The 16,711-nt window shown below is 42.0% G+C and carries 19 protein-coding genes, 1 tRNA gene and 1 other RNA gene; 20 read left to right on the plus strand and 1 reads right to left on the minus strand.

What is annotated here, in order from left to right; translation table 11 throughout:
* The first annotated feature begins 33 nt into the window (after positions 1-33).
* The 11 genes from MK385_RS07870 to MK385_RS07920 all read left to right on the plus strand — a co-directional run bounded on the left by MK385_RS07870 (position 34) and on the right by MK385_RS07920 (position 7,577).
* Positions 34-107, plus strand: a tRNA-Asn gene (locus MK385_RS07870).
* Positions 108-315: 208 nt separating this feature from the next.
* Positions 316-552 (plus strand): sigma(X)-activator ComW, encoded by a 237-nt coding sequence (comW, locus tag MK385_RS07875; RefSeq protein WP_125457774.1) that lies wholly within the window; start codon positions 316-318, stop codon positions 550-552.
* A 241-nt stretch (positions 553-793) separates the two neighbouring features.
* Positions 794-2,080, plus strand: a complete 1,287-nt coding sequence (locus MK385_RS07880; protein ID WP_268725812.1) for an adenylosuccinate synthase — start codon at positions 794-796, stop codon at positions 2,078-2,080.
* A gap of 200 nt (positions 2,081-2,280) precedes the next feature.
* Positions 2,281-2,748 carry a tRNA adenosine(34) deaminase TadA gene (gene tadA / locus MK385_RS07885; protein ID WP_268725758.1) on the plus strand — a complete coding sequence of 156 codons (468 nt, stop codon included), beginning with the start codon at positions 2,281-2,283 and terminating at the stop codon, positions 2,746-2,748.
* Positions 2,749-2,780: 32 nt separating this feature from the next.
* Positions 2,781-2,875, plus strand: an RNA gene (ffs, locus tag MK385_RS07890) — signal recognition particle sRNA small type.
* 59 nt (positions 2,876-2,934) lie between these two features.
* Complete coding sequence (locus MK385_RS07895; protein WP_000701979.1) at positions 2,935-3,378, plus strand: dUTP diphosphatase; 444 nt, start codon at positions 2,935-2,937, stop codon at positions 3,376-3,378.
* On the plus strand, positions 3,338-3,895 hold the full coding sequence (locus MK385_RS07900) for a histidine phosphatase family protein (RefSeq protein ID WP_268725759.1): 558 nt from the start codon (positions 3,338-3,340) through the stop codon (positions 3,893-3,895). The genes MK385_RS07895 and MK385_RS07900 overlap by 41 nt, the downstream gene beginning before the upstream one ends.
* Before the next feature lie 13 nt (positions 3,896-3,908).
* A complete protein-coding gene (gene radA / locus MK385_RS07905) occupies positions 3,909-5,270 on the plus strand; it encodes a DNA repair protein RadA (RefSeq protein ID WP_412079893.1) in 1,362 nt (453 codons plus the stop codon).
* Positions 5,271-5,342: 72 nt separating this feature from the next.
* On the plus strand, positions 5,343-5,837 hold the full coding sequence (locus MK385_RS07910) for a beta-class carbonic anhydrase (RefSeq protein ID WP_002882318.1): 495 nt from the start codon (positions 5,343-5,345) through the stop codon (positions 5,835-5,837).
* Between the two features lie 214 nt (positions 5,838-6,051).
* Positions 6,052-7,020, plus strand: coding sequence for a ribose-phosphate diphosphokinase (locus MK385_RS07915; RefSeq protein ID WP_000010174.1), 969 nt, complete (start codon positions 6,052-6,054; stop codon positions 7,018-7,020).
* 119 nt (positions 7,021-7,139) lie between these two features.
* The gene (locus tag MK385_RS07920) at positions 7,140-7,577 is read left to right on the plus strand and encodes a CoA-binding protein (RefSeq protein ID WP_000076478.1); all 438 of its coding nucleotides are present in this window, start codon (positions 7,140-7,142) and stop codon (positions 7,575-7,577) included.
* A 28-nt stretch (positions 7,578-7,605) separates the two neighbouring features.
* Here the strand turns inward: MK385_RS07920 and MK385_RS07925 are convergent, their stop codons facing one another.
* A complete protein-coding gene (locus MK385_RS07925) occupies positions 7,606-8,616 on the minus strand; it encodes a YeiH family protein (RefSeq protein WP_268725760.1) in 1,011 nt (336 codons plus the stop codon).
* 151 nt (positions 8,617-8,767) lie between these two features.
* Between MK385_RS07925 and MK385_RS07930 the strand changes: the two genes are divergently transcribed.
* From MK385_RS07930 to comB, 9 genes are all read left to right on the plus strand, one after another.
* Positions 8,768-9,937 carry a pyridoxal phosphate-dependent aminotransferase gene (locus MK385_RS07930; protein WP_268725761.1) on the plus strand — a complete coding sequence of 390 codons (1,170 nt, stop codon included), beginning with the start codon at positions 8,768-8,770 and terminating at the stop codon, positions 9,935-9,937.
* Positions 9,934-10,704, plus strand: a complete 771-nt coding sequence (recO, locus tag MK385_RS07935) for a DNA repair protein RecO (protein WP_268725762.1) — start codon at positions 9,934-9,936, stop codon at positions 10,702-10,704. The genes MK385_RS07930 and recO overlap by 4 nt, the downstream gene beginning before the upstream one ends.
* Positions 10,701-11,693: a phosphate acyltransferase PlsX gene (gene plsX / locus MK385_RS07940; protein WP_268725763.1), complete on the plus strand. Its 993-nt coding sequence runs from the start codon at positions 10,701-10,703 to the stop codon at positions 11,691-11,693. Before recO ends, plsX begins: the two co-directional genes overlap by 4 nt.
* 3 nt (positions 11,694-11,696) lie before the next feature.
* A complete protein-coding gene (locus MK385_RS07945) occupies positions 11,697-11,933 on the plus strand; it encodes an acyl carrier protein (RefSeq protein WP_000182270.1) in 237 nt (78 codons plus the stop codon).
* A 317-nt stretch (positions 11,934-12,250) separates the two neighbouring features.
* Positions 12,251-12,427 carry a hypothetical protein gene (locus tag MK385_RS07950; protein ID WP_000180811.1) on the plus strand — a complete coding sequence of 59 codons (177 nt, stop codon included), beginning with the start codon at positions 12,251-12,253 and terminating at the stop codon, positions 12,425-12,427.
* 12 nt (positions 12,428-12,439) lie between these two features.
* Positions 12,440-12,631, plus strand: a complete 192-nt coding sequence (locus MK385_RS07955) for a hypothetical protein (protein ID WP_013670143.1) — start codon at positions 12,440-12,442, stop codon at positions 12,629-12,631.
* Positions 12,632-12,659: 28 nt separating this feature from the next.
* Positions 12,660-12,830, plus strand: coding sequence for a H354_08695 family bacteriocin-like peptide (locus MK385_RS07960; protein ID WP_000933509.1), 171 nt, complete (start codon positions 12,660-12,662; stop codon positions 12,828-12,830).
* 318 nt (positions 12,831-13,148) lie between these two features.
* Positions 13,149-15,302 carry a peptide cleavage/export ABC transporter ComA gene (comA, locus tag MK385_RS07965; RefSeq protein WP_268725764.1) on the plus strand — a complete coding sequence of 718 codons (2,154 nt, stop codon included), beginning with the start codon at positions 13,149-13,151 and terminating at the stop codon, positions 15,300-15,302.
* A gap of 12 nt (positions 15,303-15,314) precedes the next feature.
* The gene (gene comB, locus MK385_RS07970; protein WP_268725765.1) at positions 15,315-16,664 is read left to right on the plus strand and encodes a competence pheromone export protein ComB; all 1,350 of its coding nucleotides are present in this window, start codon (positions 15,315-15,317) and stop codon (positions 16,662-16,664) included.
* Positions 16,665-16,711: the final 47 nt, after the last annotated feature.

Genomic DNA, 16,711 nt, shown 5'->3' on the forward strand with positions numbered 1-16,711 from the left:
CCCCTGTGAGATATGGAAGTCGCTTAGCTTTTATCCGCCATAGCTCAGTTGGTAGTAGCGCATGACTGTTAATCATGATGTCGTAGGTTCGAGTCCTACTGGCGGAGTATAGATTGAAACGTTCAATTGAGCGTTTTTTTATTTATTAATATAGTAGACTGTTGAAATTTCAAATCTTAACTTTAAAATCTATAATTACCTCTTTATTTTATTTTTAGTTCGTTTAGCTTTAAATTCTTCTTTTATAGGATTTGAAGCTTTTTTAGTTCCTTTTTTTGTTAGACTAGTGTTACTAATAAGAAAGGGAATTTTTATATGCTTCAGAAATTTTATGACCAAGCATTTGTTTTTTTGAAACTAGTTGAACAAGAATATGCCTCTTTAGGCCAGAGTTGTTCAGAGTGGGAATCACTTCATCTTCGTTTTTTACTATATTATTTAATCCGATTTAAAATTAAAAGCGATAGGGACTTTTCTCTATATCACTTTAGAACAGCTTATCGTCTATATCTAGATAAATTATTGCAAGGTGGTACAACTCTCATCCAATAGGAAGTATCTATATCATAATTACGAACGATAGTTATAGATATATTTTAAAAAATATAGAATTAGCTTATAATCAAAGGCTTTTGTATTTAGAAATGGAAGAATACCCAAATCTTTTCTACTGTTTCTTCTTGATAAAATAGTGTTTTTTTCTTATAATAAATTGTAAGATATAATTGCAGGTGAAATTCCTGCCATGTATATGAGAAAGGACGAGCTCCTAGTAGCTCAGACGAATTTTATTATGACTTCAGTTGTTGTTGTAGGTACCCAATGGGGTGATGAAGGTAAAGGAAAAATTACAGATTTTCTTTCAGCTAATGCAGAGGTAATTGCTCGTTATCAAGGTGGTGATAATGCTGGTCACACGATTGTGATTGATGGTAAGAAATTTAAGTTGCACTTGATTCCATCTGGAATTTTCTTTCCTGAAAAAATCTCTGTTATTGGGAATGGGATGGTCGTAAACCCCAAATCCCTTGTGAAAGAGTTGAGCTATCTTCATGAGGAAGGTGTGACAACTGATAACTTGCGTATTTCTGATCGTGCGCATGTCATTTTGCCATATCATATTGAATTAGACCGTCTACAAGAAGAAGCTAAGGGCGACAATAAAATCGGGACTACTATCAAGGGTATTGGTCCAGCCTATATGGATAAAGCTGCTCGTGTTGGAATTCGTATTGCAGATCTTTTGGATAAGGATATTTTCCGTGAACGCTTGGAACGCAATCTTGCGGAAAAGAATCGTCTGTTTGAAAAATTGTATGACAGTACTCCTATTTCAATTGATGATATTTTTGAAGAGTATTATGAGTATGGCCAACAAATCAAGCAGTATGTGACAGATACGTCCGTAATCTTGAACGATGCCCTTGATAATGGAAAACGTGTGCTTTTTGAAGGTGCGCAAGGTGTTATGTTAGATATTGACCAAGGTACTTATCCATTTGTTACTTCGTCAAATCCTGTCGCTGGTGGTGTGACAATCGGGTCTGGTGTTGGTCCAAGTAAGATTGACAAGGTTGTAGGTGTGTGTAAAGCCTATACGAGTCGTGTGGGGGACGGACCTTTCCCAACGGAATTGTTTGATGAAGTGGGAGATCGCATTCGTGAAGCAGGTCATGAATACGGTACAACAACTGGCCGTCCACGTCGTGTGGGTTGGTTTGACTCAGTTGTGATGCGTCACAGCCGCCGTGTATCTGGGATTACCAATCTTTCATTGAACTCTATCGATGTTTTGAGTGGTTTGGATACAGTGAAAATCTGTGTGGCCTATGATCTTGATGGTCAACGTATTGATTACTATCCTGCTAGCCTTGAGCAGTTGAAACGCTGCAAACCAATCTACGAGGAATTGCCAGGTTGGTCAGAAGACATCACTGGGGTTCGTAATTTGGAAGATCTTCCTGAGAATGCGCGTAACTATGTTCGTCGTGTAAGCGAGTTAGTTGGTGTTCGTATCTCAACTTTCTCAGTAGGTCCTGGTCGTGAACAAACTAATATTTTAGAAAGTGTTTGGTCATAGGAGATTTTTAAGATTAGTTTAAGACAGGTTGGGTATACTATAGGCAGTTACAAGAAGACCTCCTAACTTGTTGTAACAAATATCCTAAACTTTTCTTTTTCATAATAATCTCCCTATTAAGTCACCCCATTGGGTGGCTTTTTTTATCTTGGGAATCATGATATAATAATAGAATCGACAAGTAGGAAAAGGAAGAATTGATGAATTATACAGTTGAAGAAAAAGAAAGATTCATGAGAGAGGCCTTGAAGGAGGCAGAAATTGCTCTAGAACACGATGAAATTCCAATTGGCTGTGTGATTGTCAAGGATAGAGAAATCATTGGCCGTGGGCATAATGCGCGCGAGGAGTTGCAACGGGCGGTTATGCATGCAGAAATCATGGCCATAGAGAATGCTAATCTGAGTGAAGAGAGCTGGCGTTTACTAGATTGCACCCTTTTTGTGACCATTGAGCCCTGTGTGATGTGTAGTGGGGCAATTGGTCTCGCACGGATTCAAAACGTGGTCTACGGGGCTAAGAACCAAAAATTTGGTGCTGCTGGGAGTCTGTACGATATTTTGACGGATGAACGTCTCAATCACCGTGTAGAGGTTGAAACGGGAGTTTTGGAGAGTGAGTGTGCAGCGATTATGCAGGACTTTTTCCGAAATCGACGGAAAAAATAATTTCTCTTTAAAAACCGAGGGGAATGTGGTATAATAAATAGTGGAGCAACAGTTCTGCGTGAAGCGGGTCAGGGGAGGAATCCAGCAGCCCTAAGCGAGTGTGAATTGTGTGCTCTTTTTTCGTGCTTTTTTCGAATAAATAAGATAAAATAGCCTAGAATGAATGATAATAGAAAAGAGAAAAATATGAAAATTCGTGGTTTTGAATTGGTTTCGAGTTTTACAGATGAAAATTTGTTGCCCAAGCGTGAGACAGCGCATGCGGCGGGATATGACTTAAAGGTTGCGGAACGCACTGTGATTGCTCCAGGGGAGATCGTCCTCGTTCCAACTGGGGTCAAGGCTTATATGCAACCGACAGAAGTGCTCTATCTTTATGACCGTTCTTCAAACCCTCGTAAGAAGGGTCTAGTCTTGATCAACTCTGTTGGTGTTATTGATGGGGATTATTATGGCAATCCCGGGAATGAGGGACATATCTTTGCTCAGATGAAAAATATTACTGATCAGGAAGTGATACTTGAAGTAGGTGAACGTGTGGTTCAGGCTGTCTTTGCGCCTTTCTTAATCGCAGACGGAGATGAGGCAGATGGCGTGCGAACTGGTGGATTTGGATCGACAGGGCACTAAGATGAAGATTATCTTTGTACGTCATGGAGAGCCAGACTACCGTGAGTTAGAGGAGTGTTCCTACACTGACTTTGGATTAGATTTGGCTCCTTTGTCTGAGAAAGGAAGGCGACAAGCTCAGGAACTTTGCCAAAATCCTTTGCTTGGCTCAGCTGATATACTGGTGTCTTCTGCAGTGACGCGAGCATTAGAAACGGCTTCTTATCTTACTTGTGCTACTGGCCTTCCTTTGAGAGTAGAACCCTTATTGCATGAATGGCAGGTTTACGAAAGTGGCATAGAGAATTTTGAAAAAGCACGTACTCTGTTTTTAGAAAACAATGGGGAGTTGCTTCCTAATAGTCCTATTCAGTATGAGACAGCTGAAGAGATGAAGGCGCGTTTTTTGCAAACTATGATAAAGTACCGAGACTACCAGACAGTGCTAGTTGTCGCTCATCGAATGCTCATGCGCCAATTTGTACCAGACGAGAAGATTGATTTTTGCCAAGTAATTGAGTGTGAGTTAGAGATATAGAAAGAGGTTTATCATCGCAAAGAAAAAAGCGACATTTGTGTGTCAAAATTGTGAATATAATTCACCTAAGTATCTAGGACGCTGTCCAAACTGTGGAGCTTGGTCTTCTTTTGTAGAAGAGATCGAGGTTGTCAAGGTCAAAAATGCGCGTGTGTCTTTGACAGGTGAAAAAACCAAGCCTATGAAACTGGCTGAAGTAACGTCTATCAATGTCAATAGAACCAAGACCGAGATGGAGGAATTTAACCGTGTACTTGGAGGCGGAGTGGTACCAGGGAGTCTCGTCCTTATCGGTGGGGATCCTGGAATCGGGAAATCAACGCTTCTTTTACAAGTTTCAACCCAGTTGTCTCAAGTGGGTACGGTTCTCTACGTCAGTGGTGAGGAGTCTGCCCAGCAAATCAAGCTACGAGCAGAGCGCTTGGGGGATATTGATAGCGAGTTTTATCTCTATGCAGAGACCAATATGCAGAGTGTTCGAGCGGAGGTAGAGCGCATCCAACCTGACTTTCTTATCATCGACTCCATTCAGACTATTATGTCTCCTGAAATTTCTGGAGTGCAAGGGTCAGTTTCTCAAGTGCGCGAAGTAACTGCTGAGCTCATGCAGCTGGCCAAGACTAATAACATTGCCATCTTTATCGTAGGGCATGTGACCAAGGAAGGTACTCTGGCTGGTCCGCGTATGTTGGAGCATATGGTAGATACAGTGCTTTACTTTGAAGGGGAACGCCACCATACCTTCCGTATCTTGAGAGCAGTCAAAAATCGTTTTGGGTCCACTAATGAGATTGGCATCTTTGAGATGCAGTCAGGTGGCTTGGTTGAGGTGCTCAATCCGAGTCAAGTTTTCCTAGAAGAGCGTTTGGATGGGGCTACTGGCTCGTCAATCGTTGTGACCATGGAAGGGACCCGTCCGATTTTGGCGGAGGTTCAGGCTTTGGTGACACCAACCATGTTTGGAAATGCTAAGCGCACAACGACAGGACTTGATTTCAATCGTGCGAGTCTGATTATGGCTGTTTTGGAAAAACGAGCAGGGCTTCTTTTGCAAAATCAGGATGCCTATCTCAAATCTGCTGGTGGCGTCAAATTGGATGAGCCTGCCATTGACTTAGCCGTTGCAGTGGCTATTGCCTCTAGTTACAAGGACAAGCCTACCAATCCTCAGGAATGTTTTGTGGGTGAACTGGGCTTGACCGGAGAAATTCGGCGTGTGAATCGTATCGAACAACGTATCAATGAAGCAGCAAAATTGGGCTTTACCAAGATTTATGTACCCAAGAATTCCTTGACAGGAATCACTCCACCCAAGGAAATTGAAGTTATTGGTGTGACGACTATTCAGGAAGTTTTGAAAAAGGTCTTTGCATAATCCGTGACAAATTCTCTTAAAAATGATAAGATAGGAGAAATATTTGATTATCAAATTTTTGAGGAGGGAATCGTGTCGTATTTTGAACAGTTTATGCAAGCCAATCAGGCTTATGTTGCCCTACATGGGCAGTTAAATCTGCCACTTAAACCCAAAACCAGAGTAGCGATCGTGACCTGTATGGACTCACGTCTACACGTTGCGCAAGCTCTAGGTTTGGCCCTTGGGGATGCTCATATCTTGCGAAATGCGGGTGGTCGAGTAACTGAGGACATGATTCGTTCACTGGTGATTTCCCAGCAACAAATGGGGACAAGAGAAATCGTGGTGCTTCACCATACAGACTGTGGAGCTCAAACCTTTCAAAATGAAAGTTTTCATGAACATTTGAAACACGAGCTCGGAGTTGATGTGTCTGATCAAGATTTTTTACCATTCCAGGATGTTGAAGAGAGTGTGAGAGAGGATATGCAATTGCTTCGAGAATCTCCACTGATTCCTGATGATGTGGTTATTTCAGGTGCTGTCTATGATGTGGATACAGGAAGTATGAGAGAAGTATGCTAACTTTGTCTCGAAAAAATTTCATCCTAGCATAAAATTGATTGTTAAAATGTAGGATTTTTAGTTTTAATATAGCTAATATAAAATAGCATAAAACGAGGGTATAAATGTTTGCTCTTGTTTTATTTTTGATTGAAAAATAAAGGAAAAAGCGCTACAATGGTAGATGGAAAATGTTGTGTAAAAAACAAGTGATACATAAATACCGGAGGAAATCATGTCTTTTTCTGATTTAAAGCTGTTTGCCCTTTCTTCTAATAGAGAATTGGCAGAGCGTGTGGCGCAAGAAATTGGGATAGAGTTGGGGAAATCGACTGTTCGCCAATTTTCAGATGGGGAGATTCAGGTCAACATTGAAGAATCAATCCGTGGAAAACACGTCTTTATCCTACAATCAACTAGTTCACCTGTAAATGATAATTTACTTGAAATTTTGATTATGGTGGACGCATTGAAGCGTGCTAGTGCAGAATCTGTCAACGTTGTTATGCCTTACTATGGATATGCACGTCAGGATAGAAAGGCGCGCGCGCGTGAGCCAATCACTGCAAAACTCGTTGCAAACATGCTAGAAGTTGCTGGAGTGGATCGTTTGTTGACGATTGATTTGCACGCTGCACAGATTCAGGGATTCTTTGATATTCCCGTAGATCACTTGATGGGTGCTCCATTGATTGCGGACTATTTTGAACGTCGTGGCATGGTTGGCTCTGACTACGTGGTTGTCAGCCCAGACCATGGTGGGGTGACTCGTGCTCGTAAATTGGCAGAGTTTTTGAAAACTCCGATTGCGATTATTGACAAACGCCGTAGTGTAGACAAGATGAATACCAGTGAAGTGATGAACATCATTGGTAAGGTAGAAGGTAAGACTTGTATCTTGATTGACGATATGATCGATACAGCTGGAACTATTTGTCATGCGGCAGATGCTCTTGCTGAAGCAGGTGCTGTTGAAGTTTACGCAAGCTGTACGCATCCAGTTCTTTCGGGGCCAGCTATGGACAATATCCAAAAATCAGCTATTAAGAAATTGGTTGTTTTGGATACGATCTACCTACCAGAAGAGCGTTTGATTGATAAGATTGAACAAATTTCGATTGCTCATCTTCTGGGCGATGCTATTATCCGTATTCACGAAAAACGTCCTCTTTCTCCCCTATTTTGTATTGAGAAAAAGATTTAATCTTTCACTTGAAGTAGACAGAACTCCTAGCAGGCTTCTTTTCTTGCTAGGAGATTTTTATAGTCAAAATCTGCAAGCCTTTTCAAAATATGCTATACTGAGAAAAAAGGAGGATTTCTATGAGCCAAGAATTTATCAATCCAAGTGATGGTGTGATCCGTCAGTATCTTGCAACCAGTAAAACGTTAGCGGTAGTGGGCTTGTCCGATCGTGAAGAAACAACTAGCAATCGAGTGACTAAGGAAATGCAGGCTCGGGGCTATAAAATCATTCCAGTTAATCCCAAGGCTGCAGGTGGCGAAATCTTGGGAGAAAAGGCCTATGCAAGCCTAGCTGAAATTCCTTTCCCTGTAGATATCGTCAATGTATACCGACGTAGCGAGTTTTTACCAGATGTGGCGCGTGATTTTCTCAAGGCGGATGCTAAGATTTTTTGGGCACAACTGGGACTTGAAAGCCTAGAAGCGGAAGAAATCTTGCGTGCTGGAGGATGCGATGACATCGTGATGAATCGCTGTATTAAGAGAGAACATACACGTTTAATTCTTGAACAATAAAAAGGTAGCCAGTAGGCTACCTTTTGTGTTAGAAAATACCAATCAATGCTTGCATACCAAGGCTGGTGAGGATGATGGCAATCCAGCAAAGGGCTCCGAGAAGAATGGATTTCCCGCTGGATTTGACCATGGCAATCAGATTGGTTTTGAGACCGATAGCACTCATGGCCATGATAATGAGGAATTTGGAGAGTTGTTTGAGAGGGGTGAAGAAGCTACTAGACACACCGAGAGAGGTGAGAAGAGTCGTTAAGAGAGAGGCTAGGATGAAATAAAGGATAAAAAGTGGGAAGACCTTTTTTAGTTGGAAATCTTGGTTGTTTTTTTGCTGGCGACTTTGCCAGTAGGAGAGAAAGAGCGTAATAGGAATGATTGCTAAGGTGCGCGTGAGTTTCACAATGGTTGCAGACTCAAGGGTATTGGTCTGATAAAGACTGTCCCAGGAGCTGGCGGTAGCCGTCACAGAAGAAGTATCATTGACTGCAGTTCCTGCAAAGAGGGCGAAGCCTTCATTTGATAAGTGAAGCCAGGTTCCCAGAGTTGGAAAGATGAGCGCAGCCAAGACATTGAAGAAAAAGATAACGGAAATGGCTTGGGCAACTTCTTTTTCCTTGGCATGGATAACGGGCGCTGTCGCAGCAATGGCAGAGCCACCGCAGATAGAAGACCCCACTCCAATCAAGGTAGCTAGTTTTGTGTCTAGCGCAAAGAAACGCTGGAAGAGGTAGGCGACGATTAAGGAAATAGAAATGGTGGAAAGGATGACAGGGAGTGAAGATTTTCCAACTGCGAAGACTTGCGAGATATTGAGACCAAAACCGAGTAAGATAACGGCATACTGGAGCAATTTCTTGGAACTAAAGGTCAAACCTGCATCTAGTTGTTTGTAGGGTGAGAGCCAGGGGTGGAGGAGCATTCCAGCAAAAATTGCAAAGACAGGTGCACCCACGACGGGGAAAAATCCTCCCAGGAACCAAGATATGATAGAAATGAGAAGGCAGGCCAAGATTCCTGCTCCATTTTTTGATAAAAATGACATATAAACCTCCGAAAATAAGCACTTATTATTATAGTCCTGTCGAGAAGAAAAGTAAAACAGAAAGTGAAAAATGCGGGTTTCAGATGGATTTTGCGGTCAGGGAGCTTTTGTAGTATAATAGTACTATGTTCTGTAAGCAAGGGGGATATCTATGGACTTAACCAAGCGCTTTAATAAACAGTTAGACAAGATTCAAGTTTCCTTGATTCGCCAGTTTGATCAGGCTATTTCGGAGATTCCTGGGGTCTTGCGTTTGACCTTGGGGGAACCTGATTTTACAACGCCAGATCATGTCAAGGAAGCAGCCAAGCGAGCCATTGATCAGAACCAATCCTACTATACAGGGATGAGCGGTTTACTGACCTTGCGCCAGTCTGCTAGCGACTTTGTAAAAGAAAAATACCAGCTAGACTATAATCCTGAAAATGAAATTTTAGTTACAATTGGGGCGACAGAGGCTTTATCTGCTACTTTGACGGCTATTTTGGAAGAGGGGGACAAGGTGCTCTTGCCAGCTCCTGCCTATCCAGGATATGAGCCGATTGTCAATCTAGTTGGGGCAGAGATTGTCGAGATTGATACAACTGAAAATGGTTTTGTCTTGACTCCTGAAATGTTGGAAAAGGCCATTTTGGAGCAAGGGGACAAGCTCAAAGCAGTTATTCTCAACTATCCAGCCAATCCGACAGGAATTACCTATAGTCGGGAGCAGTTGGAAGCCTTGGCAGACGTTTTACGCAAGTATGAGATTTTTGTTGTCTGTGATGAGGTTTACTCAGAATTAACCTATACAGGCGAAGCCCATGTATCTCTGGGAACTATGCTGAGAGACCAGGCTATTATTATCAATGGCTTGTCTAAATCGCATGCTATGACAGGTTGGCGTTTAGGCTTTATCTTTGCTCCTGCAGCTTTCACAGCTCAGTTAATCAAGAGTCACCAATATTTGGTTACTGCCGCAAATACCATGGCTCAACATGCTGCGGTGGAGGCTTTGACCGCTGGTAAAAACGACGCAGAGCCTATGAAGAAGGAATACATCCAGCGTCGAGATTATATCATCGAAAAGATGACTGCTCTTGGTTTTGAAATTATCAAACCAGACGGTGCCTTCTATATCTTTGCTAAGATTCCAGCAGGTTACAATCAAGACTCCTTTGCTTTTCTGAAGGATTTTGCTCAGAAGAAGGCTGTTGCCTTTATCCCTGGTGCCGCCTTTGGGCGTTACGGAGAAGGCTATGTTCGCCTGTCTTATGCAGCCAGCATGGAAACGATCAGTGAGGCCATGAAGCGACTTGAGGAGTACATGAGAGAAGCATGATTCAGTCTATCACGAGTCAAGGTCTCGTACTCTACAATCGTAACTTTCGTGAGGATGACAAGCTAGTCAAGATCTTTACCGAGCAGGTGGGCAAGCGCATGTTTTTCGTCAAACACGCTGGCCAGTCCAAACTAGCTCCTGTTATTCAGCCCTTGGTGTTGGCACGATTTCTCTTGCGCATCAATGATGACGGTCTTAGCTACATCGAGGACTACCATGAGGTGATGACCTTTCCCAAGATTAATAGTGATCTTTTTGTCATGGCCTATGCAACCTATGTGGCTGCCCTTGCAGATGCTAGTTTGCAGGATAATCAGCAGGATGCTCCCTTGTTTGCTTTCTTGAGGAAGACTCTGGAGTTGATGGAAGCAGGCATAGATTATCAGGTCTTAACCAATATTTTTGAAATTCAAATCTTGACTCGATTTGGAATCAGCCTTAATTTTAATGAGTGTGTCTTTTGCCATCGGGTAGGTCAGGCCTTTGACTTTTCTTTCAAATATGGAGCCTGCCTCTGTCCAGAGCATTATCACGAAGATGAGAGACGTTGTCATCTAAATCCCAACATCCCTTATCTGCTCAATCAATTTCAAGCCATTGATTTTGAGACCTTGGAAACCATTTCGCTCAAATCTCAAATCAAACAAGACTTGCGCAAGTTTATGGATCAGATCTATGAAGAGTATGTCGGGATTCACCTAAAATCAAAAAAATTTATTGATTCCCTAGCCGACTGGGGACAATTACTAAAAGAGGAAGACAAATGAAAAAAATCGCAGTAGATGCTATGGGTGGCGATTATGCACCCCAAGCCATCGTTGAGGGTGTCAATCAAGCCCTAGCTGACTTTTCAGATATTGAGATTCAACTTTACGGAGATGAAGCTGAAATCAAGCAATATCTAACAACCACAGAGCGCGTTAGTATCATCCATACGGATGAAAAAATTGATTCCGACGATGAGCCGACAAAGGCTATCCGTAAGAAGAAAAATGCTAGTATGGTATTAGCAGCTAAGGCAGTCAAAGAGGGAGAAGCAGACGCTGTCCTCTCAGCTGGCAACACAGGTGCCTTGTTGGCTGCAGGTTTCTTCATCGTGGGTCGTATCAAGAATATCGACCGTCCTGGGCTCATGTCTACCTTGCCGACTATGGATGGCAAAGGGTTTGATATGCTCGATCTCGGCGCCAATGCAGAAAACACAGCCCAGCACCTCCACCAATACGCTGTTCTCGGCTCCTTTTATGCTAAAAATGTTCGTGGGATTGCAAAACCACGTGTTGGTTTGCTCAACAACGGAACAGAAAGTAGCAAGGGAGACCCGCTTCGTAAGGAAACTTATGACTTGCTAGTAGCTGATGAAAGTTTGAACTTTATTGGAAACGTGGAAGCGCGTGATCTGATGGAGGGAGTGGCTGATGTAGTAGTAACAGATGGTTTCACGGGAAACGCAGTGCTCAAATCTATCGAAGGTACAGCCATGGGGATTATGGGCTTGCTCAAGACAGCTATTACAGGTGGTGGGCTTCGAGCAAAACTTGGTGCCCTTCTTCTTAAAGATAGTTTGAAAGGTTTGAAAAAGCAGCTTAACTATTCAGATGTTGGAGGAGCGGTCTTGTTTGGTGTCAAAGCACCTGTTGTTAAGACCCATGGCTCAAGTGATGCCAAGGCTGTGTACAGTACGATTCGCCAGATTCGTACCATGCTAGAAACAGACGTAGTTGCTCAGACTGAGCGTGAATTTTCAGGAGAATAACAGATGACAAACAAAGAAATTTTTGATCGTATCGTGACCATTATCCAAGAAAGACAGGGAGAAAACTTTGTCGTAACAGAAGCCTTAAGTCTGAAGGACGACCTCGATGCAGACTCAGTGGACTTGATGGAGTTCGTCTTGACGCTAGAAGATGAATTTGGAATCGAAATTAGCGATGAGGAAATTGACCATCTTCAAAGTGTAACAGATGTAATCGAAACCATTAAAGGTAAAATATAGCCAAAAGCAACATGCAAGTCATGTTGTTTTTTATTTGCAGAAAAAAGAGAAACTTTTAGTAGAAATTGCGAATAAAGAGATGAGAAAGAAAAAGGAGGAACGTTTATGTATATTACCGGTTTTTATCCGTGGTTCATTAGGTGGTTTTTAAAATAAAAATGAATGAATTGTTCATTTTCGAATTGTTTTTCGAATAGATAGGTAAGGAAAAAGGGAAGGAGATAAGAAAATGATTTCAGTAATTTACCCAATCTGGCTATTTAAGTGGCTTAGAGGTTAAAGATTAGATATATAGAAAAATATAGAGGAGAAGAAAGATGACAAACTTTGACAAAATGGAACAGAACTTTGCAGCTCTTACAGAAGAAGAGTTGACGGATGTGAATGGGGGGATTGCTTGGGAGATGGTCTCTGTAGGTATCGCAATTGGTTGGGGAATTTACCAAGTTGGTGAAGCTGCTGGCAAAACATTCTATTATATTACTCATCCATAATTTTTGATAAATATGAGCAAAAAAACATTTTGGATTATACTATTCGTTATTACGATAGTAGTAACTGCTATTGGTTTAGGATTATCTGCATATAATTATTTTGTTTTTGACAGACCTTTTTTTAATAGTACTACTAAAGGACTGCTATCTGCGTTTTTCTTGAGTGTATTAATGATTATTGTGGGTATGTTGAAAGAACATTAATTTTTATTAGTAAAATGAAGGAGGAAATATGTTAAATTTACAAACGTTGGAACAAAACTATCCAACTTTAAGCGATCTTGAACTACAAGAAGTAGATGGCGGAGGAGTGCTACTTTTCGTTGGTGGAGGAATTGTTTCTCTCGGACTCCTAGCTTGGGGTGCCTATAATGGTTATCAGTCAGCAGCGAGAGGTGGCTAATATAAACAAAATAAATCTACCTACGTGGTTTGAATATTTTGATATACCTACGATTTCATCATTCTTGATGACATTTATCTTACTTTATAGAAATATCATTTCAGAATAGTTTATTTCTAGGCATTCATTTTTTAACGGTTACTTTAAGCAGGCAGAACTTTTGTTCTGCTTTTTACATTTAAATGATAGTTTATGCTTTTGAAAGTGCGTTTTAGGCGTAAAAATAGTTTATTTAGGAATATTTTCCTGTTTTTATCCTTGTTTGGTTAAAATAGTCTTACAAAGTTTTTAAGAGATTATTAGAAAAAGGAGATGGATATGAAATTTGGGAAAAGGCACTATCGTCCCCAAGTGGATCAGATGGATTGTGGCGTGGCTTCCTTGGCCATGGTATTTGGCTACTATGGTAGTTATTACTCCTTAGCTCATCTACGAGAATTAGCTAAGACGACCATGGATGGGACGACGGCTTTGGGTCTTGTAAAAGTGGCAGAGGAAATTGGTTTTGAAACGCGGGCTATCAAGGCAGATATGACGCTCTTTGATCTGCCTGATTTGACTTTTCCTTTTGTAGCCCATGTGCTCAAGGAAGGGAAATTGCTCCACTATTATGTGGTGACAGGTCAGGATAAAAAGCACATCCATATCGCTGATCCAGATCCTGGTGTCAAGCTGACCAAGATTTCCCGTGAGCGATTTGCTCAAGAATGGACAGGAGTCAGTCTCTTTATGGCTCCGTCTCCAAACTATAAACCCCACAGGGAGAAAAAACAAGGGCTCCTATCCTTCTTGTCAATTTTACTCAAACAGCGTGGCTTAATTACCAATATTGTCCTAGCGACACTCTTGGTAACCTTAATCAATATTGTGGGTTCCTACTACCTTCAGTCCATCATTGACAGTTACGTACCAGACCAGATGCGCTCGACACTGGGTATTATCTCTATTGGGCTGGTCATCGTCTATATTCTCCAGCAAATTTTGTCTTATGCCCAGGAGTATCTCCTACTGATCCTTGGGCAACGCTTATCGATTGACGTGATTTTGTCCTACATCAAGCATATTTTTCACCTGCCGATGTCCTTTTTCGCGACACGCAGGACAGGGGAAATCGTGTCTCGTTTTACAGATGCTAACAGTATCATCGACGCGCTAGCTTCGACCATTCTGTCGATTTTCCTAGATGTGTCGACGATTTTGATTATCTCGCTTGTCCTGTTTTCACAAAATATGACGCTCTTTTTCATTAGTCTACTTGCACTTCCCATTTATACAGCGATTATCTTTGCCTTTATGAAGCCTTTTGAAAAGATGAATCGTGATACCATGGAAGCTAACGCGGTTCTGTCTTCTTCTATCATCGAGGACATCAACGGTATTGAGACCATTAAATCTTTGACCAGTGAAAGTTCACGCTATCAAAAGATTGATAAGGAATTTGTAACTTATCTGAAAAAATCCTTTACCTACAGTCGGGCAGAAAGCCATCAAAAGGCACTGAAAAAAGTTGCTCAGCTCCTGCTCAATGTTGCCGTTCTCTGGATGGGAGCTGTTCTGGTCATGGATGGCAAGATGAGTTTGGGCCAATTGATTACCTATAATACTTTGCTTGTTTACTTTACCAATCCTTTGGAAAATATCATCAATCTACAAACCAAACTTCAGACAGCGCAGGTTGCCAATAATCGCTTAAATGAGGTTTATCTGGTAGCTTCGGAGTTTGAGGAGAAGAAAACGGTAGAAGATCTGAGTATGATGAAGGGAGATATGACCTTTAAGCAGGTTCACTATAAGTATGGCTATGGTCGTGACGTCTTGTCGGATATCAATTTGACCATTCCGCAAGGGTCTAAGATGGCTTTCGTGGGGATTTCAGGTTCGGGTAAGACCACCTTGGCCAAGATGATGGTTAATTTTTACGACCCTAGTCAGGGAGAGATTAGTCTGGGTGGTGTCAATCTCAATCAGATTGATAAAAAAGCCTTGCGCCAGTACATCAATTATCTACCTCAACAGCCCTATGTCTTTAACGGAACGATTTTGGAGAATCTTCTCCTTGGAGCCAAGGAGGGGACGACACAGGAAGATATCCTACGAGCAGTCGAATTGGCTGAGATTCGGGAGGATATCGAGCGGATGCCGCTGAATTATCAGACAGAATTGACTTCGGATGGGGCAGGTATTTCTGGGGGGCAACGACAACGAATCGCTTTGGCGCGTGCTCTTTTAACGGGTGCACCTGTTCTGATATTGGACGAGGCGACCAGCAGTCTGGATATCTTGACAGAGAAGCGGATTGTGGATAATCTCATGGCTTTAGACAAGACCTTGATTTTCATTGCTCACCGCTTGACCATTGCTGAGCGAACAGAGCAGGTTGTTGTTTTGGATCAGGGCAGGATTGTCGAAGAAGGCAACCATGCGGACTTGCTTGCCCGAGGTGAATTTTACGCCCATTTGGTCAATAGCTAGAAAGAGGAGAAGATGAAACCAGAATTTTTAGAAAGTGCGGAGTTTTACCATCGTCGTTACCATAATTTTTCCAGTCGCGTGATTTTACCCATGTCGCTTCTGCTCGTGTTTCTGTTTGGATTTGCAGTCTTTGCTGAGAAAGAGATTAGTTTGTCTACTAGAGCTACCGTCGAACCTAGTCGGATCATTGCCAACATCCAGTCGACTAGCAATCAACGCATTGTGGCCAACTATCTGGAAGAAAACAAGTTGGTCAAGCAAGGGGACCTACTCGTTCAGTACCAGCAAGGGGCAGAGGCTGTCCAGGTTGAAGCATATACCAGTCAATTGGAGATGCTAAAGGATCAAAAAAAACAGTTGGGGTATTTGCAATCCAGTTTGAAAGAGGGGAGTGATCAATTTCCAGAGGCAGATAAGTTTGGTTACCAGGAGATGTTTCGAGATTATCTCAGCCAAGCGAATGGTCTAAGAAGTAATGTTTCTCAACAAAATGCCAGCATTTCCTCTCAAAATGCAGCCGCAAGTCAGAGCCAGGCCGAGATTGGCAATCTTATTAGTCAAACAGAGGATAAAATTCGAGACTATAAAACAGCAAAGTCAGCGATTGAAAAGGGAGATCAACTGGATAGTCAGAATCCAGCCTACTCTTTTTATCAGACCTATAAAAACCAAGCTGGAGAAGATCCGCAAGCTAAATCGCAAGTTATTGCACAGGTGGATGCACAAATTGCCCAGCTAGAGTCTAGTCTAGCTACGTATCGTGTACAGTATGCGGGTTCTGGAGCTCAACAGGCCCACGCAACGGGACTGGATAGTCAACTGGAATCACTCAAATCTCAGCACTTAGTCAAAGTTGGCCAGGAATTAACTCTTCTAGATCAGAAAATTTTAGAGGCGGAATCGGGTAAGAAGGTACAGGGAGGTCTCCTCGACAAGGGGAAGATTACAGCAAGTGAGGATGGGGTGCTTCACCTCAATCCTGAGACTAGTGAATCTACGATGGCCGCAGAAGGAACCCTGCTAGCCCAACTCTATCCATCCTTGGAAAAAGAAGGAAAAACCAAACTCACAGCCTATCTCAGTTCAAAAGATGTTGCTAGAGTCAAGATTGGGGACTCTGTCCGTTATACTACAACTAATGATGCCAAGAATCAAATTTTCCTGGATTCTACGATTACAAGTATTGATGCGACAGCTACAAAGACTGAACAAGGAAATTTCTTTAAAATTGAGGCGGAGACCCATCTGACTTCTGAGCAGGCTACAACACTTCGCTATGGTTTAGAAGGCCGCCTGCAGATGATTACGGGAAAGAAAAGTTACCTCCGTTATTTTTGGGATCAATTTTTGAATAAAGTGTAATATTCGTGTTTTTCAGAGGATAAATGATTTTAAAACTGTAAGAAGAG

The organism is Streptococcus oralis, from assembly GCF_026782125.1.
GTDB classification, from domain to species: domain Bacteria; phylum Bacillota; class Bacilli; order Lactobacillales; family Streptococcaceae; genus Streptococcus; species Streptococcus oralis_CE.